Raw genomic sequence first — 26,781 nt, forward strand, 5'->3', positions numbered from 1 at the left:
CTTACATATTACCTAGCTCTATCATCATTGCGGTATACATACGTAAATTAAGCGCTAATTGCTCAAGCGTAATAAATTCATGCTCTGAGTGGCCGGTATAACGTTTGCCTGGCATTGAAGGGCCAAACGATACGGCATTATCAAATAGCTTTGCGTTAGTGCCGCCACCTATTGATACAAAGTCAGCTTGTTCGTCACCTGTAAAATGTTTAAAAATATCGAGCAGTTTTTGTGCGTGCGGTGCGTTATCTAACAGCATAGGTGTACCAATAATGGTCTCGACATTAGTAAGCGTTACGTTATTGGCAGTTTCCCATTCCTTAATCGCGCTGTTTATTTGCGCTTTAAGTAGGTTTTCATCTTTACCAACTGGGCGGCGCGCGTTAATGGCTAACGTTAGTGCACTACCATCGCGTTCAATTACGGTTGGGGCTACGCTCATTGGGCCCATGAATTCATGCTCGTAGGCAATATTACCAAATTGCTTACCATGAATATCTAAGCCAATTAATTGATTTACAAATTTTATAAGCTGGCCATCGCTATTATTTTCAAGTGCGACGTTTTTAAATAGCTCGCTCAGGTGTGCAATAGCATTAACGCCCGACTCTGGCTCTGATGAGTGCGCAGACACCCCTTTTACAGTTATTTTTAAGCCTTCAGCTTGCTCTTCAAAATTAAACTCAACGTCACTAAGTGTTTTAGCTTTAGCTTTTAATGAGTTAATAACTACAGCGCTTGCGTTATGCAGCACTAAGCTTGCATCTTCTGGTATTTGGCTTTTAAACGCGCCACCCGCTAAATCACTCACATACATAGCAGTTTGTTTTGAGGTAGCATTAAAAGTAGGAGCAATTAAGCTCCAGCCTTTCTCGGCTACTACGACTGGGTATGATGCATCAATGGTTACGGCGTATTTTGGCTGCTCGTAAGTTTTCATAAATTCTGTAAGCGGGCCCCAGTCAGATTCCTCAGCTAGGTAAATCATCAGCTCTATGCGGTTATTAAGCTCTATGCCTTTATCTTTAATCGCTTTCATGGCGTATAGTGCGGTGGCTATTGCGCCTTTGTCGTCTTCTGTGCCTCGCCCGACTAATTTGCCAGGCTCTGAGGTATCAATAATAAATGGGCTTTGTTTCCACTTACTAGCATTGGCCGGTTGTACGTCTCCGTGGGTTACAACGGTAACCTTTTCGCTTTGATCTCCCATGCCTATAAGCACGGTGTAGCCTAGGTCTTGGTAATCAAACCCAAGCTCTGCCGCTTTCATTTTTAATACAGATTTGAAATTAATAAAGTCAGGATTTTGTGGCGCGGGTATCGACTCTTTATTTACCGTAGGAAAAGCCACTAAATTAGTTAACGTGTGAATTTGTGATTGTTGATAAGTATCCACAGCGTAATCGGCAACACTATCAATATTTGTATGTAATTGTGCATGTGCGCTAAAAGCAAATAAAGCACTGCAAAGCAAAGCTAACTTTTTCAAAACGTATCCTTTTGTATGAATCATTACTACCAATGCGCAATAATAAATCGCTTAAATAGTTAAATTGGTATTAAAGCTAAATTATACCGCCAAGCAATAGTATTAAATAGACCTTTGCGGCAGGGTTACAACAATCGCGCTTTAAATTTAGATAGCGGCTTACATTGCATTGGTTGTATAATGCGCGACCTTAATTAATCAGAGTATTAGTACTAATGAACCGCCGCAAAAAAATTGTCACCAAATTTCAGAAAAAAGATAAACGTGCTAATGCTAAATTGCATAAAAGTAATAAACCGGCGTATGTATCAAAAGCAGAGCGTGAAAAACTAGCTTTAGAGGCGCAGCAAACAACCAACGCGGAGCAAGTTACGCCAACATCAGATTAAACTAAAGCGCCAAGCAACCTATTCTCAACGCTTTATATGGGTTTAAAATGCGTAACTGGCACTTATATTAAATGAGCGCCCTTGCCCAGCTAATTGAGTAAACCCCGTGCTGCTACCTTGCTTAAGCGCTGCAATACTTACCCCGCCTAGGGGTAATTGATAAAACGTATCAAATAAGTTTACCACCTCAATACCCAGCGTAAGCGCATCAAAAGAAGCTTTAGAGCTTATATTAACTAAGCTGTAACTAACGGTTTGGTTTTCTAAGCGGTTAACATCAACGCGTGATTTTGTATCCACCCACTCCCACGACAGTGCATTTTCAAATATCCCTATTTGCTGGCTTAATGAGAGCGCTGTATGTAACGGCTTAATTTGATAAAGCGGTTGGTTAGTGTCGCGGCGCTTACCACGAGTGCTCGTTATGTTTGCTTTTAATTGCCATTCGCCAAACTGTGTTGATTGATAAAGTGACTTACTTATATCAAGCTTTGCGCCATAAAGTGTGGCGTCAACATTACTAAACTGCAAAATATTACGTGTTGTATTTGCTAACCCATAACTATTAAAACTACGTACAATATTTGCGTCAATGTAGTCCATTACATCGGTGTACCACACATTAGCACTTACCCGCCACGCATCATTTTTTGCTGTTTTTGAATACGTTGCACTAATGGTATTTGCGGTTTCTACATCAAGCTCTGGATTACCAATATAACCATTAGCGTCGCCGTACCAGCCAATCATAGTGCTTGCCATATTACTTACACCCCAACTGTAACGTTCATATAAATTAGGGGCTCTGTTTTTGCGGGCTAGGCCTAATTGCAGCTCGTCATAAAGTGTAATTTGATAATTAGCTAATACATTTACATCAACTAAGGTGTCGGTTTTGTCTCTATCTGCATTGTTGAAGTTATTGGCAGCTAGCGCATTATTGGCAGTTGTCATTGCGCTCATACTGCCCGTATTCATCATGCCATCGTTATAGGCTTGTACTTCATCAACCTGTGTATTAACACGCTCAACCCTTATACCCGTATTTAACCAGAGCTTGTTATTGATTTGGCTTGCATATTCTGCAAATAAGGCAATACGCTCACGCTTACCGCTATTAATATTTATATAATCATTTGGCCCCATCATGGTTGAGCCTTCAATCGCCGGCCACCAATCATCAATGCGGTAATTATAATATTCTTGTCCAAGTAGTAATGAGCTATTTTGATCAATTGTAAGGCGCCATTTAAGCTGTGTGCTTATATCTTTTGCATCTGTTTTCATGGGCATCATGCCGGTTTTTTCTTTACTAAAAAAACCCATTTCGTGTTTAACGCTGTGCCAATTAACTTGTCCTTGTAGCTCGCTGTTTTCAAAACTGCGCTTATATTGGGCAATAGCGCCATAACTGGTGTTATCAGTCATATCCATGTACTGATTAGCAAAACCCTGATACGGTATTTTTTGATGCGTAAGCTTTATCACAACTTGTTGTTTATCGTCACGTATCGCGCCAGTTAGGCTGTGGTTTTGAGCCCGATATAATGTATCAAGTACCACATTCCCCTTTCCATCTTTGTAGCTGTTGGCATCACTAAACGACCCTTGGTAATTAAGGCTCACAGTATCGCTTGCTAAACGTGCTCCAACACCTAGTTTTTGGCCGTTATCAACACTGCTGTACTTAGCCGAGACATAGCCTGAATGCCATGCAAGCTCACTACTTTCGCTATATTGTGGTGAAATTGAGTTAACGCTTATTACACCTGCAATGTTATCGCCACCAGCGCTTACAGGCGAGACACCAGCAACTACTTTGTAAGCCGTTACTTGATTAGTTGATACGTGAGAAAGAGGCGGGTTCATCTGATTAGCGCACGCTGCAGTAACCTCTGCGCCATCAATCAGTACTTTTACTCTATCGCCCATTAAACCATTTAAAATAGGTAAGTTAGACACCCCGCCCGCAGCCGAAAAATCAACACCTAAATTGCTAAGCATTGCCTCTGACGAACCAAGCGATAAGTGCTTGTTGTGTACCTGTCCATGCACTTCAATAATTTCTAAAGTGTTATTATCTGCAAATACTGCAGGAGATAAAAGGCCAGTTAATAAAAGTGCTAAAGGAGAGAATAAATAAGTGTGTTGGATATGTTGAATATGAGCCATTTATAATTTATGCCACTGTTATATATGGCATAAATTATATAATGTAGTTACAAGTTTAGAGCGCGACAAAATGTCGCACTTTGAGAACTTACTGCCACTTAACTCGCGTTAAGCTTAGACACTGTAGCAGAAACAGCATCTGCGCCGCGTTCTATTTCTTGAATTACTTCTGAGACTTTCGCTATTAGCTCTCGGCCTTGCTCTGACGAATCAGAGACGGAGGTGATTTGCTTTGAAATATCGTTAGTCAGCTCTTGGTTGTTTTTAACTACGGTTGCAATTTCGTTGGTTGAACTGCTGGTGCTTGCTGCAAGCTGCCTAACTTCATCGGCTACCACGGCAAAGCCTCGCCCGTACTCGCCCGCTCGGGCGGCTTCAATGGCTGCATTTAACGCCAATAAATTAGTTTGATCGGCAATACTGCTTATGGTCGACACAATAGAGCCGATAACTGCTGACTGCTCATTCAGGTTTTTAATTAAATCAACCGATTTAAGTACTTGGCTTACAATTGCATCTGAGTTTGCAATTGCATCATGTAATATATCTGAGCCCCTTTTAGCCGTTTGCGCACTCGACACCGCCGATTCATACGCAATTTGTGCGGCCTCACTAACGGCTTCGTTGTCTTTTATGCGATCGGTAATATTAGAGGCAAACTTCACTATTTTTGTCACTTTGCCTTTATTATCTAAAATTGGGTTATAAGTTGCCTCTAGCCATATTTGCGAGCCATCAGAAGTTATTCGTTTAAACTTACCCGACTTAAACTGCCCATCGCTTAGCTCTTCCCAAAACCGAGGGTTATTTTGATAAAAAGAGTCGGTACAAAACATTTTGTGATGTTTGCCAACAATTTCTGCAAGTGAATAACCCACCGTAGATAAAAAGTTTTGATTTGCTTTAATTATGGTGCCATCGGGGTTAAATTCTATTGTAGCCAGCGCCTTATCAAGCGCTTCGGTGAGCGCTTCTTGAGATTTTCGCTGTACATAATTTTTTGTAATATCCGACGCTATTTTAATAACCTTAGTAACCACCCCGTTTACTTCAACAGGAAAATAAGTAGCCTCTAGCCATAGCTTTTCGCCATTAGCGTTAAAGCGCATAAAGGTACCGCTTGTTGAGTTTGCCCCTTGCAGCGCTTGCCAAAATTGGCTGTACTCACTCGACTTAGCGTAGTCTGAATCGCAAAAAATCCGGTGGTGCTTGCCTATTATCTCTTCTCTTTTGTAGCCTACGGTATCTAAAAAAAGATCATTAGCGTCTAAAATTTTTCCCTCGGGTGTAAATTCAATATACGCTACATGGTTATAAATAGCGGATAGTACTGATTTACTTTCATTGAGTTGACGTTCCAATTCTTCAACTTTGGCGTTATCTTTTCGTAGACCAAACATGTGTTAAACCTTTAGGGAATAATAATAGGATGACAATAACAAACAAATATAAAAATAATATGTAAGCTAGCAATAAATGTAATAACTTTGTAAATATAGGTGTTTTTTAGTTTTTCTGCGAGCAATTAAACACTAGCTAGTGAACTGCTTTTTAAAAACTTTTTATAAATTAACCCAATAAGTCACACTTTATAGCAATTAACAAAAGTAAAACAAGCCAAAAATACTATTTTTTATACATGACGCAGTACACTTTTTAACTTAAAATAGCCATCTCACTGACACACTCCACACCTAATATATGTTTACTCTCCACGCAATTAATGTGTGGCTATTCACTATTTTTAAAATCAAAGTTAAAGGATCTTCTATGAGTGCAGATGTTGCGTCGGCATCTAATCAGTTAAATAAAGCTGCTATTTTATTAGTGTTAGCACTAGGTACGTTTATTTTAGGATTATCAGAATTTTCAATGATGCCTATGCTGCCGCTGATCAGTGAAACGTTTGGCTCAACCCCTTCGCAAAGTGGCTATGCAATTAGCGCCTATGCTATTGGTGTTGTGGTAGGCGCGCCGGTATTAATGCTTACAACGGCCAATATGCGAAAACGCAAAGCTTTACTGATCTTTTTAAGCCTAATGTGTATTTCTAATGGTTTGAGTGCATTAGCAACCTCATTAGAGCAGCTCGTTATTTTTCGCTTTTTAAGTGGCTTACCTCATGGCGCTTACTTTGGTGCCGCTATTTTGCTTGCCTCCGATATTGCCCCTTCGGGTAAACGCGCAAGCTTTATGTCAAAAGTATTTATGGGCTTAACCATTGCGACCATCGTTGGCGTGCCTATTGTTACCTTGGTGGGGCAAAATCTAAGCTGGCGTTATTGCTTAGGTGGCGCTGCGGTTTTAGCGTTTATTGCGTTTATATTTGTATACAAAGTAGTGCCAAATATTGATAACGCTAAGCCATCTAACTTACTTAACGAGTTTGGCGTACTTAAAAATAAACTGGTGTGGTCTATTTTAGGTATTGTTATTATTGGCTTTGGCGGCGTGTTTTGTATTTACACTTACATTGCCGATACAATTTTAGATGTAACTAAAACAGCCCCTTACACTATTTCTATCGCTATGGTGATGTTTGGTATTGGTTGTACCTTAGGTAATTACATATTAGGTAAAGCGGCCGATAAATCTGCCATTAAAACCACAGGCCTTGCACTGGTGTGCACCATCGTATTTGCAATTGCCTACGTTAGCGCAAGTTACAATATTTGGATGCTGTATGCGGTTATATTTTTTATTGGTTGCAGTGTGGGTTTGGCAACGCTTATTCAATCTTTATTAATGGATGTAGCCCCAGAGGGCCATGCAATGATTGGTGCATTAGTACAATGCGCATTTAACACCGCAAATGCTATCGGCCCTTGGGTTGGCGGGGCTGTTATTGCACAAGGTGCAGCGCCTAACCAAACAGGTTATGTCGCAGCGGCGTTGTTTTTAGGCGGCTTAGTAATGTGGTTTTTAAGCTACTTGCAACTTAATAAACAACAGCCCGCAGCACAAACGTGTTAAGCATATAAAAAGAGCGACTAATACAATTAGCCGCTCTTTTACTTTAATAAGGGTATTTAATCACCCACCTTACTGGGCCTCTAACGACGCCATATCAATAACAAAACGATAGCGTACGTCTGATTTTTCCATTCGCTCATACGCGGTGTTTATTTGGTCAATATTAATCATTTCGCACTCTGGCAATACGTTATTTTTGCCGCAGAAATCTAGCATCTGCTGGGTTTCTTCTATCCCACCAATTAGTGATCCTGCGATGCGGCGGCGACTCATTAAAAGAGGCACTGTGTTTAGCTCTTCTACGGGGCCAACCTGCCCAACAATAACTAGCGTCCCATCTATGTCTAATAAGGGTGTGTAAATAGACAAATCGTGCTTAACAGGTACGGTGTCAATAATAATATCAAAAGCCGACTGCGACGCTTTCATTGCATCTTCGTCAGTCGACACTAAATAATGCTGCGCGCCAAGTTTTACTGCGTCATCTTTTTTAGACTCACTTCGCCCAACCACTGTTACACTCGCGCCCATGGCTACGGCATTTTTAACAGCCATGTGACCTAAGCCACCAAGCCCTACAACGGCAACACGGCTGCCTTTTGTAACGCCCCACTTATGTAATGGAGAGTAAGTAGTGATACCTGCACATAATAAAGGGGCAACGCGCGAAAGCTCTAGGTTTTCAGGGACTGATAGTACAAATTCTTCACGAACAACAATATGTTTAGAATAGCCACCTTGGGTCATCTCGCCGGTTTCTCTGTCTTTACCTGCGTATGTGCCTACCATGCCTTCTTGGCAAAATTGCTCTTCGCCGTTATCACACTGTTTGCAGCTTTGGCATGAATCAACCATGCAGCCTACCGCTACCGTGTCACCTTTTGCATAGTTTTTAACAGCGCTACCAATGGCTTTTACTTTACCTACAATTTCGTGCCCAGGGACTAACGGGTAACGGCTGCCTCCCCAGTCATTGCGCACTGCATGTAAATCAGAGTGGCATACGCCACAATATAAAATTTCAATTTCGACATCGTTATCGCGTAAATCGCGGCGCTCAAAAGTATATTCACCTAGTTGCGCACCTTCGCTTTTTGCTGCATATCCTACTGTTTTCATAACAACTCCATAGTCTGTAAAAATTTAAGTCGTCTACCTTTTCGCTTATTTAAGTGCTTTATTTTAAAACCAATCCCATAAGGGCTGCCTCTAAAAATAATACCGGTATGCACTTTGATGTGGTTCACCCTAACGCCGGCGCAGTGAATGCACCCTGACCAAAAAAGCCCAACAAGGTTGGGCTTTTTTAACTTAAATGTTGGTTACTTATCCAGTAACGTATTTATCTCATCAATGAGTGAATGTATACGTTCAGCATTTTTTCCTAAATCGCTGCGCCCCACGCGTGACTTACTGCGTATATCGACAAAGCGCTGGCTGCCTTCATCATTGATACGCACAACTACATCGTCTTTAAAACCAAACCATGTGGTGGTATCCGTTGCTTCTACAATGCCCGTAGCCGCATTAACATTAACAAGCTCAAACCCTAAATTTTTAACCGCTTGCTCGGTAGCAGCCAATAAGTCTGTTTTTGATTGTGCATAATTTAGTGTTTTTAGCTCAGGGTAAGCTTTGCGTTGCTGCGCGGCTGTTTCTTCTCCTGCGTATTCAGCTGGGTTTTTAGCATCCGCTCGCAGCGGTACAATTGCCACAAATTTTGGCGGGTTAATTAAATCGGTCGAAATATCATGGATCGCGGGTACGCTTTTAGCCTTGCTCATCATGCTCAGTGGCATTGCAATCGCGATGGCTGCAAACACCAACGCCATTAAAGTGCTGCCCATGCTAAGCGTTTTACGCATAAAAATAACCTGTATAACAAGCAGCACTAATGCAGCGCCACCCACATACACACCAAATCTAAACCCTGCAAACGCAGTACTTAGTTCAACAACCCCATACTTATATAAAGGCCCTGGCAGTAAAACGAGTAAAAAAGCAATTAAACTTACTAAGCTCACTAAAATTTTCATTATTATGATTCCTTTATCATGTGTGATCTTTAATTTTAAGTATTTGAAACCAGTACATTATACTGCCAAGCACTGGGTTTAGATTACAATTAACAGCCAACGCCACTGTATAGTGATACTTAAGTGCTTTAAATAATAAATTTTGTTCAAAAACCTTAAAATAAGCTAATTAAAACAACTAAATAACGCATTTTTATTATCAAGCAGCGGCGCTTTAACCTTAAACTAACGAACCTAGGCTGGCGTGTCAGTATCATTACACAAAAAAGTCTAAGGTCGCGCTGTTAAAGTTACTTAAATTTGGAAAAATATCAACCAGCTCCGAAACAGGCACGCCAAACCACTGCGCTAACGTTGCAAAGTATTGCTCGTTAGCCACTTGCGGAATTAACCGCCCGCCACCGGTATCGTATTCGCCCTCTAATTGCTGAGTAACTAACTGGCCATAAATAGAACGTCCTTTTACCGCGCCGCCCATTACTATTTGATTACCCGCCCAGCCATGGTCGGTGCCATCGCCGTTTGAGGTGAGCGTGCGGCCAAAGTCCGACATAGTAAACGTGGTGACTTTATCATTCATGTTTAGCTCTTTCATGGCACTGTTAAACTCGCTGAGCCCTTGAGCTAGCGTATTTAATAATGCAGGGTGCGCAGTAAGCTGATCATCGTGGGTGTCAAATCCCCCCATAGAGACAAAAAATACTTGGCGCTGTGTACTTAACGACGACTGCACACTAATAGCTTTGGCCACCGCGGCTAATTGCTCACTCAAGCTAGTATCGCTAAAGGTGGTAGTAAGCGCTGGGGCTTGTTCAAGCGCACTGTTCATCGTTTGCGTGTTGGTAATTGCGCTATTTAAGCCATTCGCATATTCACGCCCTAGTACATGGCTTGCATTGCCTAGCAAGCGGTTCATTATGTTAGTAACGTGCTCAGTGCGGGGCTGATAACCACCAAAGGCGTTAATTGTGCTTATGCCACTTTTGTTAAGCGCAAAGGCACTGGTATTTGTGCCTGTTTGCCATAAATTAGTGCCATCGAGAGAGATATTTGCCGCAAACTGATCCTCTACAGCTAATCGCTCTAGCATACGTGCGCCCCACCCACTGTTTAAAGAGGCTTTTTCTCGGCCGTACATCCATGACGCTTGCTGATCGTTATGCGAAAATAAATGCTTAGGTAAAGGCACCGCGTTATTTTTGTAATCTGTTAATGTGGTGGGAGTAAGTAAAGTGCCTACGCCACCAACAAAGGCTAAATCATCCGACTCAAACACGCTCTGTAAAGGCGCAAGTGAGGGATGAATTCCCACGCCACCTGCAAACTGCTGAGAAACACTTAACGCTAGCGGATTGTCTACTGCGAGGTTTTGCCGGCTTTGCTCGTATAAACTACGCTGCTCTCCCTCAAGGGGTAGCAACATATTAAGTGAGTCGTTTCCGCCGTATAAAAATACACACACTAGGGCTTTATAATCACCGAGTTCTATTGCATTAGTTGCCCCCGTTAGCGCTTGTAGCTGCAAGCTAGTTAAAGCAGCTGCCGATACCCCGCCTTTTAAACATAATGACAAAAAGTCTCTTCTATTTAGGCTCATTATACGCTCCTAATACTGCACGTTAAATTCAGGTGAAATAGCAATCATGTATAACAAGTACGAAACCCTCACGCGGTACTGATCCTCATCAAAATAGGCATCTAAATCAAGCAAAGCTTGTGTAGTGTCAGCGCTCATATTGCCGGCAAAATACAGGGTATTGTATTGCTCTATCAGTGCGCTAATGCCATTTTGCGCCAAGTAATCCATATCGCGTTGAACATAAACATAAATTCCTGCAGGGTTTAACTCGGTATGCGCTTCGGCTGTACTCCAAACCAAACTTGCAAATAAGGCATTCATTGTGCCTATTAAAGTCGCATCGTTGGCTATTTGTAATTCAGGCGCTACCAAACCTTGGGTGCGTAACGCCGCACTTTGGTAATCGGGTCTAAAAAAGTTAAATACAGAGCCCGACTGCATGGGGCCTTGCCCATAGCTATCGACTAAGTTCCACGTTTTATAATAACCTTGCTGCGACTTCGCATTAAGGTTTCGCCAAAACTGCACGGTTTTTAAAAGTGGCTCTTTAATTTTACCTTGATAGCTAAGTACACTGCCAAAATGGCGTGCTTCGTCATCTAAATAAATAGCTTTAACAACTGCGGCTAAATCGCCTCGTACACCGCTTCCATTATCGTTAAATACACGCGCAACGCGCTCTACATATTGCGCAGTAGGGTTTGAGGTAATTAACCGCTGAATAAGCTGCTTAGAAATAAACGGCGCTACGTTATCGTGATTAAATAAATTATCGAGGGCTATTTTTAGCGACTCCTCTGGGCCATAACCAGGCGGTATAACCTCATTATTTAATAGAACTTTTTCTTTATCCGAATGGTATTCGCTGTAAGCTTGCATAGGGTTTATATAATCACGGCTTTTGCGTTTAAAGGTTTCGCTGCCGGCAAATGTCCAGCCTGTAAATACACGCGCAAACCCCTGTATTTGAGCCTGTCCGTAAGTTGCTATGCTATTACCGTCTGCATCTGGTTTAGCGGTGCCATCAAGGTTTAACTCATCTAGGCCAATGGTAAATAATTGCATAACCTCACGGGCGTAATTTTCATCTGGGCGAATATTAAGTGCTTCATCAGCTTTTTCGTTCCCTAAATGGCTTAGGTACGTGCCCATAATTGGAGAAAGCGTTACCTCTTCGAGTAACTCTCTAAAATTGCCAAACGCATGTTTAAGTAATAAATCGTAGTAAGTGATCATGCCCTCTGGTTGTGCACGCAAATCGCTATTTTCATCCGATACAACCAATATTTCACTCAGTGCAAATGCAACGCGTTGGCGTAGTTGATCGTCACTTTGTAGCACCGCTTTCCACCATGCATCTATTCGGCTTATATATTTAAAGTCTTCGTCATCTTCAAGTTTTACCAAGTAGTTTCGATGGTAGCTAACTGGCAGTGCTATTTGGTTATCGAGCCATTGTTGCTCACTTAAACCTTGAGCACTGTTTATTTCAGCAAGCGTTGGCCCCATGCTAGCTTGGTGTAATAACCTAGCGGCGCTGTGTATGTCCATGCTGTTTTTGGCTACAAATGTAACGTTTTGAGTGTTTGTTGCCCCTTCATTATCGGTGGCTGTTACGCTAAATGAATACGTTATAGGCTCATAACTTTGCGCAGCGGGTATAGTAAGGCGGGTACTTAACGCATCTAATGGTTCATTCAATAACGTGGTGCCCGCAGTTTGTTGCCAAACCACACTGCTTATTGTGCCGTCTTCATCGCTTGCTGTTGCAATTAGCTCAATGGTTTGGCCTTTAGTTAATTCGCTGGGTATGTCGGCAACCGACAAGGTAGGAATTTTATTTGAATTGACGGTGGGCGTGTCATCGCCGCCTGAGCCACCACAGGCGCTTAGCAATAAAGCACAACTTGCTAATAAAACTGATTTGTAATGCATGTTAAATCGTCATCGTAAATTAAAGAAGGTACGCGTGTATGTACCGAGTTTGATACGATTATTGAAACACAAAATTTACAATTTAACCTTTTATTTTTTGTAACCGAGCGCTATTTAATTGTTTTGTCGTTAATATTAACCTCAATAATGGGCTTTTTTTTATTAAAAACATTCACCTTATTAGCGGCTTTAGCCACACGTTGCCAAGGCGTTTGTAGGTTCTCGTAAATTGGCCGCCAATACGCATCCATTACACTGTTGTGCCCCCGGTCGTTATTGCCAACCCCCACGGTAATTTTACCTACTTGATGCGCTTTTATCAGCGTGCCACAGGCTCTATCCCAAATGGCTAACGCTGAGCCTAGGTTACGGTCAAAATGTTTTGGGTTATCGCTGTGATGAATTTGGTGCTGAGCTGGGCTAATTAACCAATTTTCTATTTTCTTACCAAAGCTCCACCACACATGTGAGTGGCGTAAATTAGCGCCTAAAGCATTAAAGGCAAATACATTAGCCCCCAAAATATCTAACATTGATAAATTTCGGCCAAAGCAATACACACTAACGCACTAATTACGTAAAAATAAAATCACATTAACTTTTTAGATATAAAAGCTATTTGTAATAATTATTATTTATTTTAAAAACGCACCACTTATAGCGTTTAAGTGTGGTTTTTTGCTTCACTTACTGTTTTAGAGGCTTATATCGGCGTATTGATTAAAGGTATACTAGGGCGTGTTGACCTTGGCGGATAGAAATTTGTTCAATCTAGGGGCGATTAAATCGCGGCGCGTGGTTTGTAACTTAGTTGGCTCGATAACGGCTTCTGCGTTATTTTAATGACTTACATCCATGTAAAAATAAGTAAAAACCAATTAAGAATAGTTTATCGCCCTAGAAAGAACCCAATGGGCAGCCCATGTTTGGCTTTTATGCTGCGTTATCGCCTATTTATGGGGAATAACCAAGTTTCATAGGCTCTGCCTTGCCTAAAACCCAAACATACGGCTGAAAATTCAACCATTAAAAATCAACACACCCAAGAGATTATGAGAGGTGGTAATGCATTAAATAGTGTAATTTTACTACTCACTTTTAGCTAAGCCATACAATAACAGAGCCTTTTTATGAAAACAGAAATTCGCTACCGCTTTGAAACCTCGCAAGTTGCTAACCGCTTTGTGCATGTACTAAAAGATTGGCCCGTAAACCAAGTTAAAACTCGCCTATTTAATGGCGGCGACAGTGTAAAAGTCACTTACAAGTATGATGAAAGCGGATTTGATTACACCTCTGCCGAGCTAGATGATTTAGCAGAGCAACACGGTGGTAAAGAGGTTTAAGCACATAACAACAAAAAGCTATTACAGCCCAATTAGCCATTAACTTTGCTTTAATGGCTAGCGCGTTTTATCACTTTACGTTTTATTCGTGATATTTACGGATCATCGCCACTTTACCGTTTTCAACTTCTATTACTTCCATCATTACTGATGTGTACTCGATTGGCTGCTTACTTTGCGGATGAATGCCCTTAGCGTGGTTTTTATAACGAATCGCAAAGCCGCTATCGTTAAATACAAAGGTATTTAGCAGCTCGCTTTCGTATAAGGTGTGCGCGCCTAAATAAAAACGCATGCCCTTACGCATTAGTTTTTTACCCTCTGCTGTGCGAGAGTCATCTACTTGATACGGTATGTGCTGGCTGCCTACATCGTCTGTTAATAAATTAAGGTAGGCTTCAAGCTCTTTTTCACTTGCGTTAGGCGCTTGCGTGGCGGTCATTGTGTTGTAGTAATGCTGTGCAAATTTGTTTAAGTCCAGTGCCTCTTCAGCATCAACCGAAAAGGTACTCACTAATAGCAAAGCTAATGTAAATAGTCGTTTCATCACTTCTTCCTTGTAGTTAAAAATATTGATTTATTTATAGGTACACTATATTCACATGTTCAAAAATAAAACAAATATTTTTAAGTTAATAAACCTACATTTTGCTTTTTACTCTATTGGTTGCCACGCTGTTGGCTGGATCGTCGGGCCAAAAATGCTTGGGATAACGTCCTTTCATTTCTTTTTGTACATCGCGATAACTACTAGCCCAAAAGTGCGCAAGATCTTGCGTAAGCTGTAATGAGCGCTTACCTGGCGAGAGTAATTCCATAAGCAGTGGCAGCTTGCCATTTGCAAGCATTGGCGTACTTGTTAAGCCATACACTTCTTGCATGCGCACGCTAAGTTTTGCGGGGCCATCTAGCTGGTAATTAATTTTTATATTTGAGCCACTCGGTACCGTTAACCTAAGCGGTAACAGTGTTTTTAAGGCTGTTTGCTGTGTCCAGTCAAAACAATTATGCAGTGCTTCAAAGTAGTTAAACTTTTTAAGCTGCTCCAGCGTTTTTATATCCTGTAAATATACGCCTAACCAATCATCAGCTGTTTCGATAAGTTGCTGCTCGCTTATTGCCGGGAACGTATCTGGCATAAACTGACTGACTAAACTCATGCGTATTAATAATTGCTGCGCATCGGGTTGTTCATTAAATAATGCAAAACCATGCTTGGTAAATAAATTAAGCCACGCTTTGGCGCGCTCGGTTTTATCAAGCTTTTGCTTACTTGGTTGGCTTGTAAGGGTAATGGCGCCGAGCTTTACTTCGTCTTGATGGATAAAGCGCGCGGTTTTTTCATCAAACTCACAGCGGGTAAGCGTAGTAAACAAGTGCGGTAAGTAATCTTGTAGCTCAAATGGACTAAGTGCGGTGGCTGCAAAAATACGCGTGCCTTTATGGCCGCCCATGCTTGCAATAGCAAGGTAGTCATCGTTATGCCAGTAATCGGTGTTTAAATCAGCGCCCGCACCATTGGCAAGTAAATAGCCATTGCCGCGTTTTTTTGCAATGCGGTCGGGGTAAGCTAATGCCACCAGCAAACCTAAATACTCGGTGTTTAGCTCGCTGTTACTGTCGGTTACTTTTAAACGGCTTTGCCAGTATTTTAACTGCTGTTTAAATACTGGGTGTGGCCTTTGCTGTTGGCTATGTAGCGCCAAGCTTAGCTCGTTGGCGCTGTTTATTCGGCTCTCAAGCAGTGCCACTAAATAAAGTGCTAAGCGATAAATACCAGGGAGTTCTGCCTCAAGCGCTTGCGCTTTTAAAAGCATATGCGCTAAGCGAATATCCGCCCCAAAACCCAGCATGTTGCTGCCCAATTTGGTTAACTTACCTTTAGAGTCGATGGCTTCAAGCATGGTTAGTAAGTTTGCCGCTTGCGTGCATTGCTGCGCTGTTGGCGTATCAAGCAAGGTGAGTTCGCTAATATTTGCGCCCCACTGTTTTGCCTCCAGCATAAGTTGGCTTATGTCTGAGGTGAGTATTTCTGGGCTATCGTGGCTATTACGTCGCTCAAATGTTTGTTTAGAGCCAAGCCTGTAAACAACCCCTGGCTCTATTCGCCCTGCACGCCCCGCTCGCTGCACAGCAGAGGAGCGCGATATACTTTGTGTTGTAAGCTCAGTTACGCCTGTTTTTAAGTTATAGCTCGCTGCGCGGCGTTTGCCGCTATCAATAACAATGCGAATGCCTTCAATGGTTAAACTGGTTTCGGCTACATTGGTGGTAAGCACAATTTTGCGCATACCCTTAGGCGCAGGGGCAATCGCCGCTTGCTGATTAGCTTTATCTTGCTCGCCAAACAATGTGGCAACTAAGCAATTACTTGGCAAATCATTAAGGGCCTGCTGCACACGTACTATTTCAAACTGCCCAGGCAAAAACACCAACGCACTACCGCTTTGCTCGTTTAGTGCTTGTTTTATTAAAGAGGGAATAGCATCTAACCAGCGGCTCTCATCTTTTATTGGTATATATACTTCGTCAATGGGGTAACTACGCCCGCTTGATTTTATAACCGGACAATCAAAAAACTGCGTATAGCGCTCGGTATCAAGGGTGGCCGACATAAGTAGTATGGTTAAATCGTCGCGCAGCGCACTTTGGGTCTCTAAAGCAAAGGCCAGTGAAGTGTCGGCCGCAATTGAGCGTTCATGAAATTCATCAAATATCAGTAAGTCTATATCGCTTAATTCGGGGTCGTTTTGTAGCATGCGGGTAAGCATGCCCTCGGTGACTATTTCAAGGCGCGTATTACTACCTACTTTGCTTTCACCACGTACTCGCAAACCAACGCTCTGCCCCACTTTTTCGTTTTGGCACTGTGCTAAGTAATTGGCAATATTACGTGCTGCTAAGCGGCGCGGCTCAAGCATTACAATACGTTTAAAATGGCCGTCGCGCACAAGCTGTAGCGGCAACCAGGTTGACTTACCTGCACCAGGCGGTGCTTGTAATAACGTTATGGGGTTACTTTGTAATGTAGTTAGAAGTTGTTGATATATGTTTTGAACCGGCAGCACTGCTATTTACCCAAAATTGCTTTGTGCGCATTGTAACAAAAACCAAAAATAAACGCGCCGCAAAAGCAGATGAGTTTACGCGTATCCATAATCAGAAATAATTACAGACCGCTCTGTACATTTTTTAAGAACATACGCGTTGCAATAAAAGTAACGCCTCGCTTAAATATATAAATCAATGATTATAAAAACAAAATAAAAAGTTTAACTGATTGGTACACGCTTTGCTCCTTTTATGCTGAACGTTAATTAAAGCTAAGTAAGGAGAAACTTATGAACAGCGATCGTATGAAAGGTAATTGGAACGAACTTAAAGGTAAGGCGCAACAAAAATGGGGCGATCTTACTGACGACGATTTAGACAAAATTGAAGGTAGCCGTACAGAGCTAGTGGGTAAAATCCAGCAGCAGTATGGTAAATCTAAAGAAGAAGCAGAGCGCGAAGTAGACGAGTTTGAAAAAACTCACTAATCGCTAACTTCTAAAAAAAACCGCCATTTGGCGGTTTTTTTGTTTTACGGCTTAAATAAAAGTACGTTATTTACGCTTTTAATTGGTTACCTATAGGCAGTTGTCTAATGCGTTTCCCACAGGCAGCAAAAATAGCGTTACACAATGCGGGTGCATAAACCGGTGTTGCGGGCTCGCCCACACCTGCTGGTGGTGCATCGCTTTGTATTATTTCTACTTCTACCTCTAGTGGTGAGTCGCTCATACGCGGTACGCGGTAATCGTGAAAATTACTTTGCTGCACGCGGCCTTTATCAAAGGTAATACCGTCGCTAATTGCAGTGGTAATACCGTAAATAGAGCCACCTTGCGTTTGATTTTTAACGGTATCGGTGTTTACTACCGTACCTGCATCAATAGCCACCCACGATTTAATCACGTTTAAATCACCAGCGTCGGATACCTCTACCTCAACCACAGTAGCCACATAGGTTAAAAAGCTGCGGTGCGCTGCAATACCTAACCCGCGACCTTTTGGCAGCTTTCGGCCCCATTTGCTTATATCGGCTACTTTTTCAATAACATGGCGTAATTTACCAATATCTAATGGGTAAACGTCTTTATCGGCGCCATAGTTATCGTACGAGGCATTTTGCTCGGTTACATCTAAAATGCGATCAGGGCCTATGGTTTCAAGTAAATAGTCTTTTTGGTCGCGCCCTGCTTTGTGCGCCGCTTCAGCAATAAACGACTGAATAGCAAAAGCATGAAAAATATTTGATACCGAACGCATCCAACCTACTCTTGTTTTAGCGGGTGCTTCGCCGTTTTCTAACTTTAAGTTAGGTGAGTTTATGGGGTTATCGGTAAAGCCCAAGCGCAGCTCAAAACCTGCAGGCGACGTTGCCCCTTCTTGAAAGGTCGACATAATTGGCGAAAACGCCGTACGGTGTAAGTAAGCCTCAATATTACCTTTTTCATCTAGTGAAGCTTCAATATGTTGAGCCGATACCGCATGATAAAAACTGTGCTGAATATCATCCTCTCGCGTCCATTGTACGCGTATGGGTTGTCCTACTTTCATTGAAATGTAAGCAGCTTCTGCCGAAAAGTCAGGTTTTGATTTACGCCCAAACCCGCCACCTAACATGGTGACATGCACGTTAATTTTACTCTCGTCCATATCAAGTAGTGCGGCTACGGTTTTCATATCGGCTTGCGGGTTTTGCGTTGCAGCCCATATATCAACGCGGTCTTTATGATACATCGCCGTGGCGCAAGGTGGCTCCATTGGTGCTTGGGCCAAATGCGGCGCGTAATAATCGGCTACTAACTTATTGCTCGATTTAGCCAATACGCTGGCTGCATCGCCTATGTCGCGCACATGAGCTTGCGGCTCATTAACGGTTTGTAATAGCGACTTTTTAAATTCTTTTGAATTATAATCGCCGTTTTTACCATCATCCCACACCACCTTTAGTGCTTTACGCGCCTGCCATGCAGCCCAGGTATTTTTAGCAACAATAGCAATGCCGCCTTTTGGCTGAAATTGCGGCGCGCCTTTTGGTACAGGCATTTCAATAATATCAACTACGCCATTAATTGCTTTAGCGGCGCTGGCATCAAACGATTTAACCACGCCACCTACTACCCGCGGGCGCTCAATCATAGCCACCAGCGCTTTTGGCTCGCGAACATCAGCAGCAAATGTGGCTTTACCGGTTACTAAATCGGTTAAATCTATGTGCGCCATACCGGTATTTATATAGCGCCATTCTTTACGTGTTTTAAGTGTTAACTTGTCTGGCTCTGGCGGGGTAATACCAAGCGCGAGATCAATTAAGTCTTTATAGGCAACCGTTTTACCCGAGCTGTGAGTAACCACGTGCTGATTAGCTGTACAGGTTTGCGGCTCAACGTTCCAATATTTAGCAGCTGCGTGCTGCATCATGTAGCGAACACTTGCGCCCATTTCACGCAGGCGTTGCATGTTGTAGCGAATACTGCGCGAACCATCGGTATTTTGATCCCCATATTTAGGGTCGCCCTTACCTTGAATAACCACTACTTTATCCCATGCTGCTTCCATTTCGTCTGCCACAATTTGAGCAATGGCTGTACGGATTTGCTGGCCCATTTCAGAGCGATGACAGGTTATTTCAACCATGCCATCGGGGCGCAGCGCTATAAATAAGTTAGCACGGTTTGCTTGCTCAGAGGGTTGCTCTAACACGCCTGCAAACGCTTTTGGTGCACTGCCTACAAAATAAGTGCCTAATACTAATGCGCCTATTGCGCTGGTTTTTAAAAATTGGCGACGGTTTAAGTCAAAGTACGTATTGTCGTTTTTCATACTTCTTCCCCTTGTTCATTTGGGTCAAAATATTCAACGCCCGCAATGGTTTTAGCCGCCGACTTAATCGCTTTATGAATACGCGGATACGTACCACAACGGCAAATATTGCCCGACATATTACTCACTATTTCATCATCAGTGGGGTTGGGGTTAGCGGCTAATAAGCTTGCCGCTTGCATTATTTGCCCGCACTGACAAAACCCACATTGCGGCACTTTATGCTCAACCCAGGCTTTTTGCACGGGGTGATCGCCTTGCTCGCTTAACCCTTCAATAGAGGTAATAGCACGCCCTGCCACAGCCGATACCGGTAAAATGCACGAGCGCTGCGCTACGCCATCAATGTGTATGGTGCACGCACCACATTGCGCCATACCACAGCCAAACTTAGGCCCGGTTAAATTTAATTCATCTCGAAGATACCAAAGCACCGGCGTTGACGGATCGCCTGTAAACTCATGTTTATTACCATTAACGGTAAGCGTGATCATATTTAACTCCTTGGCAAAGCGCTTTAAAGGGATTCCTTGTTGCGCGAGAACGGTTTGAATAATTGCTACTTTTTTAGCCTACCACTTAGGATTGGTTTATTGAAATTTTTATCGGCGAACCGCCAACTTATAGCTGTTATTAAGTGGCAGCTTTATTGGATAGAGATAAGAGGGGTTTACTGATTCTACTTAGCACTTATAACAGGCTCATTTAATAACTGCTCATCATCTTTATATACTTCAAGCCAACCAGGTGGCGATGTATCGCAGCCAATAATAGTAACGTGTAATATGTAACTATAGCGTCCGTTTATAAACGTATAGTGGTGATTGCCGCCGCTACCCTCAAAGGTAATATCACCGTTAAATAAAACCATATCAGGCTTGTCCTTTGGCCTTTTATCACTACTCCACACTGCATAACGGTAATTTCTATCACCTAAATCATCAACGCGAATATGGTAGCTAGCCGTTTTCCAATCCAGCACTGGCTCTTCAAACGTATTAATACTTGGATGGAGTGATTGCTTGTCTTGTTCAATTAAGCGTTTAGCAAATGCCTGCTCTTTAGCTGTGTGGCTATTTATACCGGTAATTTTGCCGTCAGTATCAACCCACATCACGCCGTTATTTAGCATAATGCCACGCCAACCTATGCTATCCCAATCGGTATTAATATTAGAGCTGCCAATAACGGCAACTAGTTCATCGTCGAACACTTCATCAAAGCGGTTAATAAACTCAGCTTCATTTTTAATGCCGGGCAATGGATATTGCCTTTTTAGAGGGTAGCGAATATGCGCAGCAATCGCAGTTTTATCCTGCGCTTTAAAAGCAGCAATAACAGGTAAAACACTCTCGTGATACTTCTGCTCAAGCGCAAATGTGTTCGATGTGAAAAATAGGGATAGGCAAAGCAATATGTAATTTAGATACTTCATTAATAGTCCTTTATTTATTCTGATACTTAACAATCTTAAATGACTTGAAAGCAGCTCTAGCATATATAATTTCAACACCTCTATCCTGAATGCAGAGGGACTTCTCTAGCTCGCTTCTAGTTAACTTCGATTGGCATCCAATAATTATTTTAGATAGTTTCATGTCCTCATTGAATGGCTGAAAATAAAGACCATTTTCTTTTTCAAAGTTATTAAGGTCCCGAATTGTTCTATATTCTTTTTCATATTCCCAATGTTTGAATTTAGAAAGTAATAACTTTAGTGGGAAGCTTTGATCATCTATTAAATTACTTTTAAATCTTTCAGAATAATATTTTACTTCTTGAGCATCCTCTTTATTAGATAGCTCAAGTTCCACACATATGCCCTTGTGGTTATTAGCATAATGAGCCCACTGAACAGGGTTAGACCAAATTTTACTAAAGCACAATATTCCAAATTCTCTTGAAACACCTAGTTTCATCCTATTTAAGCTTGCACGTATATAAGGTGTGCTAGTTTCGATACCTAATAACTCAAAAGGGTCATTCAAATTGTCAAAAGTTGAAGCCTTAATCCTCCTATTTGATAAATTTTTTAAGCCAAACACCTCATCCATGTAATGATAAAGCTTCATTTAATCTATAATCCTATTATTTTTAGAAAAGAATATTTTCCTGAGTAAAAATCAAGTTATTCAGCTTTTTATTACTACTTATACTAAATAAACACTGAATACATATGAACCAATTTTTACTTCTTTTCTTTAATATAAAAAAACGAGCCAAATTTGGCTCGTTTTGTTTTTACTGATAGCTGACAGCTAAAAACTGAACGCTGCTCTTTTACTCTGGCTCATACCCCAAGTTAGGCGACAGCCATCTTTCAGCCTCTGCGAGCGTCATATTAGTTCGCTTGGCGTAGTCTTCCACCTGATCTTTTTGCACAGCGGCTACGGCGTAGTATTTTGCCTCTGGGTGTGAGAAATACCAGCCCGAAACCGCAGCCCCTGGCCACATGGCGTATGAGCTGGTGAGCTGCATGCCAATGCGTTTTTCGGTATCGAGTAACTGCCAAATTTTCTTTTTCTCGGTGTGCTCTGGGCACGCTGGGTAACCCGGTGCTGGGCGAATACCTTGGTAGTTTTCGCGAATTAGCTCATCGTTACTTAAATTTTCATCGGCTGCGTAACCCCAATATTCTTTACGCACTTGTTCGTGCAAGTATTCTGCAAACGCCTCGGCAAGCCTGTCGGCAACCGCTTTTACCATTATTTTATTGTAGTCGTCTTGCTGTGCGTCAAACGCGTCGGCTAGGTCGTCTTCTTCTAAACCGCCCGTTACTGCAAACGCGCCAAAGTAATCAGGTGTGCCTTTTGGCGCAATGTAGTCGGCTAAACAATAGTTAGCAAAGTCGGTTTTTTCGGTTTGCTGGCGTAAATGGCATGAGGTAGTTAACAGCTCTTTGCGGGTTTCGTCGGTGTAAATTTCTATGTCATCACCCACGCGGTTTGCAGGGAATAAACCAATGACACCTAAAGGTTGCAAAGCACCTGACTTTTCAAGGTCGTCGAGCATGTCGTTAGCGTCTTTAAACAAGCTACGTGCTTGCTCGCCAACGACTTCATCGTCCATTATGCGTGGGTATTTACCAGCGATTGACCACGTCATAAAATATGGGGTCCAATCTATGTATTTACGTAAAGTCGCAATTGATACATTTTTAAATTCGGTCACGCCCAGCTTTTTAGGCACCGGTGGCGTGTAGTTATCCCAATCAAGCTTGGCTGCGTTATCGCGGGCGCGCTGTATGGTAACTGGTTTTGAACGTGGCTTTTTGCGCGCTTGTTGCTCGCGTACTTTTTCGTATTCGGCTTTAGTTTTTTCTAAAAAGGCCGGTTTTAGCTCTTTAGATAATAAGCTTGATACCACGCCCACTGCACGACTGGCGTTATTTACATACACTACGCCTTTGTCGTACTGCGGTTCAATTTTAACGGCAGTATGCGCTTTAGAGGTAGTTGCGCCGCCAATCATTAGTGGTAATTCAAAGCCTCGGCGGGTCATTTCTTTGGCTACGTGTACCATTTCATCAAGCGATGGGGTAATTAAACCCGAAAGACCGATTATGTCGGCTTTTTCGTCAATCGCGGTTTGCAGTATTTTTTCGGCAGGTACCATTACACCTAAGTCGATTACTTCGTAGTTATTACATTGCAGTACTACGCCTACAATGTTTTTACCTATGTCGTGCACGTCGCCTTTTACGGTGGCCATAACCACTTTACCGTTAGTGGCACCTTCTTCTTTTTCGGCTTCTATGTATGGGTCTAGGTAGGCCACGGCTCGTTTCATCACGCGGGCCGATTTAACAACTTGCGGTAAAAACATTTTACCTGCGCCAAATAAATCCCCTACCACGTTCATGCCATCCATTAATGGCCCTTCAATTACGTGAATAGGTTTATCGGCAGCTGCGCGGCACTCTTCGGTATCTTCATCTATAAAGGTGGTAATGCCTTTTACAAGAGCGTGCTCTAGACGTTTTTCAACAGGCCATGTGCGCCACTCTAAATCTTCTACGCGTTCGGCTTGTGCCATACCTGAAAACTTAGGCGCTATTTCTACAAGGCGCTCACCTGCACCGGGGTCGGTGTTAAGGATTACATCTTCTACGGCTTTGCGAAGTTCCTCGGGGATGTCGTCGTAAACCGCAAGTTGCCCTGCGTTTACAATACCCATATCCATACCCGCTTTTATTGCGTGGTATAAAAACACTGAGTGAATGGCTTCACGCACGGGGTTATTGCCCCTAAACGAAAACGAGACATTAGACACCCCGCCCGACACTTTACAGTGTGGTAAGTTTTGTTTAATGCGGCGTGTACCTTCAATAAATTCTACTGCGTAATTGTCGTGCTCTTCTATACCGGTGGCTACGGCAAATATATTGGGGTCGAATATTATATCTTCCGGCGGAAAACCTATCTCTTCGACTAATATTTTGTAGCTGCGTTCACATATTTCGTATTTGCGGTCTGCGGTGTCGGCTTGGCCGTCGGTATCAAACGCCATTACAACAGCGGCTGCGCCAAAACGTTTAATAATTTTAGCCTGGCGTTTAAACGGCTCCTCCCCTTCTTTAAGCGATATTGAGTTAACAATAGCCTTGCCTTGAATACATTTAAGGCCTGCTTCTATTACTTCCCATTTAGAGGAGTCGACCATAATAGGCACTTTAGAAATATCGGGCTCTGAGGCAATTAAGTTTAAAAACTTAACCATGGCCGCTTTTGAGTCCAACATGGCTTCGTCCATGTTTATATCAATAACTTGGGCGCCGTTTTCTACTTGCTCGCGGGCTACGGTAAGCGCTGCTTCATAGTCTTCTTCCATGATTAAGCGTTTAAACATGGCAGAGCCGGTTACGTTGGTACGCTCGCCAACATTGGTAAATACTGCAATTTGCTGGGTCATGTTGGCTCCTAGTTTAAGTTACAGGCTTCAAGGCCTGATAAACGCATGCGAACATCAAGCTCTGGTAATACGCGAGGTTTTACCCCTTCAAGCCCTTTGGCAAACGCACGAATATGCGCAGGCGTGGTGCCGCAGCAACCACCAACAATATTTATGAAGCCCGATTTGCCCCAGTCTATAATCTCTTTCGCCATGTCCTCTGCTTCTAGGTCGTACTCACCAAATTCGTTAGGTAAACCTGCATTTGGGTGTACTGAGGTAAATGTTTCGCATACGCGCGAAAGCTCCTCTACGTATTGGCGTAGTAAATCTGGCCCTAAGGCGCAGTTAAGGCCTATAGAAAGCGGCTTGATATGGCGAATAGAGTTATAAAATGCTTCGGTGGTTTGCCCCGAAAGCGTACGCCCAGAGGCATCGGTAATTGTGCCTGAGATCATTACAGGTAATGTACGCCCTGCTTGCTCAAACGCTTCTTCTACTGCGAATGAGGCCGCTTTTGCATTTAGGGTGTCGAAAATGGTTTCGATAAGTATTAAATCAGCGCCGCCTTCCATTAATGCAAGGGTAGACTCAACATAGGCAGTAACCAGCTTATCAAACGTTACGTTACGGTAACCTGGGTCGTTTACATCTGGCGAAATTGAGCAGGTTTTAGAGGTTGGCCCTAACACACCGGCTACATAGCGTGGTTTTTCTGGGTTTTTAGCGGTGAACTCGTCACATATTGCGCGTGCGAGTTTGGCCGACTCTAAGTTTACCTCACGGCTTATGCTTGCCATGTCGTAATCTTCCATCGAAATGGTGGTTGAGTTAAAGGTATTGGTTTCAATAATGTCTGCACCGGCGGCTAAAAAGCTGCGGTGTATATCGGTTATTAACTCAGGTTTTGTAAGGCTTAATAAATCGTTATTGCCTTTAATTAGGACGTGCCAGTCTTTAAAGCGCTCGCCTCGGTAGTCTTCTTCTTCAAGCTTGTGAGTTTGGATCATGGTACCCATGGCGCCATCTAAAATTAAAATACGCTCTTTTAATGCAGCGCTTAATTCGCTGTGTTTATTATTGTTTTGCACGTTATTCGGCATAGTTGTTAGTCCTCACATCTTGGCTAACTAAATTAATATCATAAGGGGTCGTTTGGTACACGTAGTAATTTAACCAGTTCGAAAACAGCAAAAAGGCATGGCTTTGCCACGTTTTTGACGGCTTTTTGTTTGCATCGTTATCTGGAAAATAGTTTTCGGGTTTTGGCGCATCAGGGCTTTTTTGTAAATCGCGTTCGTACTCTGCTTTTAGTGTGTCGGCATCATATTCTGGGTGGCCGGTTATAAACACTTGGCTGCCCGACTTATTTTTCATTAAGTAAGCGCCTACTTTTTCAGAGCCTGCCAGCACGACTATATCGTCGCAGGCATTTATTTTATTTATATCTATGTGGCCATAACGTGAGTGCGGCACTAAAAAGGTGTCGTCAAAGCCACGAGTAAGTGCCCCGTGATCAAAGTAACACTGGTGAGTAAACACACCACAAAGTTTATCTTCTTTTAAATCGCGTTTTAAATTGTAACGATGATACAACGCGGCATGCGCCGCCCAGCACGAAAACAGCGTAGAGGTAACGTGCTGCTCTGCCCAATCAATAATCACTTTTAGCTCATCCCAGTACGCAACATCGTCGTATTCAAGGTGTGCTAGTGGCGCGCCGGTAACAATTAACGCATCGTAGTTATTGTCTTTCACTTCTGAAAAATAACGATAAAAGGTATCTAGGTGCTCTTCTGAGTTGCTACTGCTGCGATGCGTATCTAGGCGTAATAGCTCTACATTTACTTGCAAAGGAGAATTGGCAAGCAAACGAATAAACTGCACTTCGGTTTCTACTTTATTAGGCATTAAATTTAAAATAGCCAAACGCATAGGACGAATTTCTTGCGTTTTTGCGCGACTTTTTGGCATTACAAACACGTTTTCTTCACGTAAACGGGCAATAGCCGGTAGCTCGTCTTTCACTGTAATTGGCATATTTTTTACTCCTACTCATAAAAACCGAGAATTTATACGCTCTCATTATGAACAGTATGCT

The 26,781-nt window shown here is 42.5% G+C and carries 20 protein-coding genes and 2 pseudogenes; 4 read left to right on the plus strand and 18 right to left on the minus strand.

Features of this window, described 5'->3' with window-relative positions; translation table 11 throughout:
• Nucleotide 1: 1 nt before the first annotated feature.
• Nucleotides 2-1,489, minus strand: coding sequence for a dipeptidase (locus tag PSI06_RS03020; RefSeq protein ID WP_273602889.1), 1,488 nt, complete (start codon nt 1,487-1,489; stop codon nt 2-4).
• A gap of 215 nt (nt 1,490-1,704) precedes the next feature.
• Between PSI06_RS03020 and PSI06_RS03025 the strand changes: the two genes are divergently transcribed.
• Nucleotides 1,705-1,878 (plus strand): DUF2986 domain-containing protein, encoded by a 174-nt coding sequence (locus tag PSI06_RS03025; RefSeq protein WP_004587415.1) that lies wholly within the window; start codon nt 1,705-1,707, stop codon nt 1,876-1,878.
• A 42-nt stretch (nt 1,879-1,920) separates the two neighbouring features.
• Here the strand turns inward: PSI06_RS03025 and PSI06_RS03030 are convergent, their stop codons facing one another.
• From PSI06_RS03030 to PSI06_RS21640, 3 genes and pseudogenes are all read right to left on the minus strand, one after another.
• Entirely contained in the window at nt 1,921-4,050 is a 2,130-nt protein-coding gene (locus PSI06_RS03030; protein ID WP_273602888.1) for a TonB-dependent receptor plug domain-containing protein, read from the minus strand.
• A 98-nt stretch (nt 4,051-4,148) separates the two neighbouring features.
• Nucleotides 4,149-4,631 carry a methyl-accepting chemotaxis protein gene (locus PSI06_RS21635; protein ID WP_232510987.1) on the minus strand — a complete coding sequence of 161 codons (483 nt, stop codon included), beginning with the start codon at nt 4,629-4,631 and terminating at the stop codon, nt 4,149-4,151.
• Between the two features lie 48 nt (nt 4,632-4,679).
• Nucleotides 4,680-5,450: pseudogene (locus PSI06_RS21640) on the minus strand (PAS domain-containing protein); the annotation flags it as partial.
• Nucleotides 5,451-5,820: 370 nt separating this feature from the next.
• Between PSI06_RS21640 and PSI06_RS03040 the strand changes: the two are divergent.
• The gene (locus PSI06_RS03040; protein ID WP_004587418.1) at nt 5,821-7,023 is read left to right on the plus strand and encodes an MFS transporter; all 1,203 of its coding nucleotides are present in this window, start codon (nt 5,821-5,823) and stop codon (nt 7,021-7,023) included.
• A gap of 69 nt (nt 7,024-7,092) precedes the next feature.
• On the opposite strand, the gene PSI06_RS03045 is transcribed toward PSI06_RS03040, so the two are convergent.
• The 5 genes and pseudogenes from PSI06_RS03045 to PSI06_RS03065 form a co-directional block, all read right to left on the minus strand.
• Nucleotides 7,093-8,142: an NAD(P)-dependent alcohol dehydrogenase gene (locus PSI06_RS03045; protein ID WP_273602886.1), complete on the minus strand. Its 1,050-nt coding sequence runs from the start codon at nt 8,140-8,142 to the stop codon at nt 7,093-7,095.
• Between the two features lie 203 nt (nt 8,143-8,345).
• The gene (locus PSI06_RS03050) at nt 8,346-9,059 is read right to left on the minus strand and encodes a DUF1499 domain-containing protein (protein ID WP_004587420.1); all 714 of its coding nucleotides are present in this window, start codon (nt 9,057-9,059) and stop codon (nt 8,346-8,348) included.
• Nucleotides 9,060-9,315: 256 nt separating this feature from the next.
• Nucleotides 9,316-10,656, minus strand: a complete 1,341-nt coding sequence (locus tag PSI06_RS03055) for a DUF1501 domain-containing protein (protein ID WP_273602885.1) — start codon at nt 10,654-10,656, stop codon at nt 9,316-9,318.
• A 9-nt stretch (nt 10,657-10,665) separates the two neighbouring features.
• Nucleotides 10,666-12,573, minus strand: a complete 1,908-nt coding sequence (locus tag PSI06_RS03060; RefSeq protein ID WP_273602884.1) for a DUF1800 domain-containing protein — start codon at nt 12,571-12,573, stop codon at nt 10,666-10,668.
• A gap of 110 nt (nt 12,574-12,683) precedes the next feature.
• Nucleotides 12,684-13,139 (minus strand): annotated as a pseudogene (locus PSI06_RS03065) (sterol desaturase family protein); the annotation flags it as partial.
• A 564-nt stretch (nt 13,140-13,703) separates the two neighbouring features.
• Here PSI06_RS03065 and PSI06_RS03070 point away from each other — a divergent pair.
• Entirely contained in the window at nt 13,704-13,919 is a 216-nt protein-coding gene (locus tag PSI06_RS03070; protein ID WP_273602883.1) for a hypothetical protein, read from the plus strand.
• Between the two features lie 82 nt (nt 13,920-14,001).
• On the opposite strand, the gene PSI06_RS03075 is transcribed toward PSI06_RS03070, so the two are convergent.
• Entirely contained in the window at nt 14,002-14,466 is a 465-nt protein-coding gene (locus tag PSI06_RS03075) for a nuclear transport factor 2 family protein (RefSeq protein ID WP_273602882.1), read from the minus strand.
• A gap of 94 nt (nt 14,467-14,560) precedes the next feature.
• Nucleotides 14,561-16,987, minus strand: coding sequence for an ATP-dependent helicase HrpB (gene hrpB / locus PSI06_RS03080; RefSeq protein WP_273602881.1), 2,427 nt, complete (start codon nt 16,985-16,987; stop codon nt 14,561-14,563).
• A gap of 273 nt (nt 16,988-17,260) precedes the next feature.
• On the opposite strand from hrpB, the gene PSI06_RS03085 reads away from it, so the two are divergent.
• Entirely contained in the window at nt 17,261-17,458 is a 198-nt protein-coding gene (locus tag PSI06_RS03085) for a CsbD family protein (RefSeq protein WP_002958133.1), read from the plus strand.
• 70 nt (nt 17,459-17,528) lie between these two features.
• On the opposite strand, the gene PSI06_RS03090 is transcribed toward PSI06_RS03085, so the two are convergent.
• From PSI06_RS03090 to metA, 7 genes are all read right to left on the minus strand, one after another.
• Nucleotides 17,529-19,790, minus strand: a complete 2,262-nt coding sequence (locus PSI06_RS03090) for a xanthine dehydrogenase family protein molybdopterin-binding subunit (protein ID WP_273602880.1) — start codon at nt 19,788-19,790, stop codon at nt 17,529-17,531.
• Nucleotides 19,787-20,284 (minus strand): (2Fe-2S)-binding protein, encoded by a 498-nt coding sequence (locus PSI06_RS03095; protein ID WP_024034278.1) that lies wholly within the window; start codon nt 20,282-20,284, stop codon nt 19,787-19,789. Before PSI06_RS03095 ends, PSI06_RS03090 begins: the two co-directional genes overlap by 4 nt.
• A 185-nt stretch (nt 20,285-20,469) precedes the next feature.
• Nucleotides 20,470-21,225 carry a hypothetical protein gene (locus PSI06_RS03100; RefSeq protein WP_273602879.1) on the minus strand — a complete coding sequence of 252 codons (756 nt, stop codon included), beginning with the start codon at nt 21,223-21,225 and terminating at the stop codon, nt 20,470-20,472.
• Between the two features lie 10 nt (nt 21,226-21,235).
• Nucleotides 21,236-21,862 (minus strand): DUF2971 domain-containing protein, encoded by a 627-nt coding sequence (locus tag PSI06_RS03105; RefSeq protein ID WP_256845611.1) that lies wholly within the window; start codon nt 21,860-21,862, stop codon nt 21,236-21,238.
• Nucleotides 21,863-22,070: 208 nt separating this feature from the next.
• Complete coding sequence (gene metH / locus PSI06_RS03110) at nt 22,071-24,701, minus strand: methionine synthase (protein WP_273602878.1); 2,631 nt, start codon at nt 24,699-24,701, stop codon at nt 22,071-22,073.
• A gap of 8 nt (nt 24,702-24,709) precedes the next feature.
• Nucleotides 24,710-25,783 carry a homocysteine S-methyltransferase family protein gene (locus PSI06_RS03115; RefSeq protein WP_273602877.1) on the minus strand — a complete coding sequence of 358 codons (1,074 nt, stop codon included), beginning with the start codon at nt 25,781-25,783 and terminating at the stop codon, nt 24,710-24,712.
• Nucleotides 25,773-26,720: a homoserine O-acetyltransferase MetA gene (metA, locus tag PSI06_RS03120; protein WP_256850714.1), complete on the minus strand. Its 948-nt coding sequence runs from the start codon at nt 26,718-26,720 to the stop codon at nt 25,773-25,775. The genes PSI06_RS03115 and metA overlap by 11 nt, the downstream gene beginning before the upstream one ends.
• Between the last annotated feature and the right edge of the window lie 61 nt (nt 26,721-26,781).

The organism is Pseudoalteromonas sp. GABNS16E (genome assembly GCF_028598715.1).
In the GTDB taxonomy this organism is placed as follows: domain Bacteria; phylum Pseudomonadota; class Gammaproteobacteria; order Enterobacterales; family Alteromonadaceae; genus Pseudoalteromonas; species Pseudoalteromonas atlantica.

What these genes read in the sequence shown, in the direction of transcription:
- PSI06_RS03105 (WP_256845611.1), bottom strand. Translation starts at nt 21,862, where the DNA reads ATGAAGCTTTATCATTACATGGATGAGGTGTTTGGCTTAAAAAATTTA.
- PSI06_RS03090 (WP_273602880.1), bottom strand. Translation starts at nt 19,790, where the DNA reads ATGAAAAACGACAATACGTACTTTGACTTAAACCGTCGCCAATTTTTA.
- PSI06_RS03030 (WP_273602888.1), bottom strand. Translation starts at nt 4,050, where the DNA reads ATGGCTCATATTCAACATATCCAACACACTTATTTATTCTCTCCTTTA.
- PSI06_RS03085 (WP_002958133.1), top strand. Translation starts at nt 17,261, where the DNA reads ATGAACAGCGATCGTATGAAAGGTAATTGGAACGAACTTAAAGGTAAG.
- PSI06_RS03050 (WP_004587420.1), bottom strand. Translation starts at nt 9,059, where the DNA reads ATGAAAATTTTAGTGAGCTTAGTAAGTTTAATTGCTTTTTTACTCGTT.
- PSI06_RS03075 (WP_273602882.1), bottom strand. Translation starts at nt 14,466, where the DNA reads ATGAAACGACTATTTACATTAGCTTTGCTATTAGTGAGTACCTTTTCG.
- PSI06_RS03095 (WP_024034278.1), bottom strand. Translation starts at nt 20,284, where the DNA reads ATGATCACGCTTACCGTTAATGGTAATAAACATGAGTTTACAGGCGAT.
- PSI06_RS03025 (WP_004587415.1), top strand. Translation starts at nt 1,705, where the DNA reads ATGAACCGCCGCAAAAAAATTGTCACCAAATTTCAGAAAAAAGATAAA.
- PSI06_RS03115 (WP_273602877.1), bottom strand. Translation starts at nt 25,783, where the DNA reads ATGCCGAATAACGTGCAAAACAATAATAAACACAGCGAATTAAGCGCT.
- metA (WP_256850714.1), bottom strand. Translation starts at nt 26,720, where the DNA reads ATGCCAATTACAGTGAAAGACGAGCTACCGGCTATTGCCCGTTTACGT.
- PSI06_RS03060 (WP_273602884.1), bottom strand. Translation starts at nt 12,573, where the DNA reads ATGCATTACAAATCAGTTTTATTAGCAAGTTGTGCTTTATTGCTAAGC.
- PSI06_RS03040 (WP_004587418.1), top strand. Translation starts at nt 5,821, where the DNA reads ATGAGTGCAGATGTTGCGTCGGCATCTAATCAGTTAAATAAAGCTGCT.
- metH (WP_273602878.1), bottom strand. Translation starts at nt 24,701, where the DNA reads ATGACCCAGCAAATTGCAGTATTTACCAATGTTGGCGAGCGTACCAAC.
- PSI06_RS03055 (WP_273602885.1), bottom strand. Translation starts at nt 10,656, where the DNA reads ATGAGCCTAAATAGAAGAGACTTTTTGTCATTATGTTTAAAAGGCGGG.
- PSI06_RS03045 (WP_273602886.1), bottom strand. Translation starts at nt 8,142, where the DNA reads ATGAAAACAGTAGGATATGCAGCAAAAAGCGAAGGTGCGCAACTAGGT.
- PSI06_RS03100 (WP_273602879.1), bottom strand. Translation starts at nt 21,225, where the DNA reads ATGAAGTATCTAAATTACATATTGCTTTGCCTATCCCTATTTTTCACA.
- PSI06_RS03070 (WP_273602883.1), top strand. Translation starts at nt 13,704, where the DNA reads ATGAAAACAGAAATTCGCTACCGCTTTGAAACCTCGCAAGTTGCTAAC.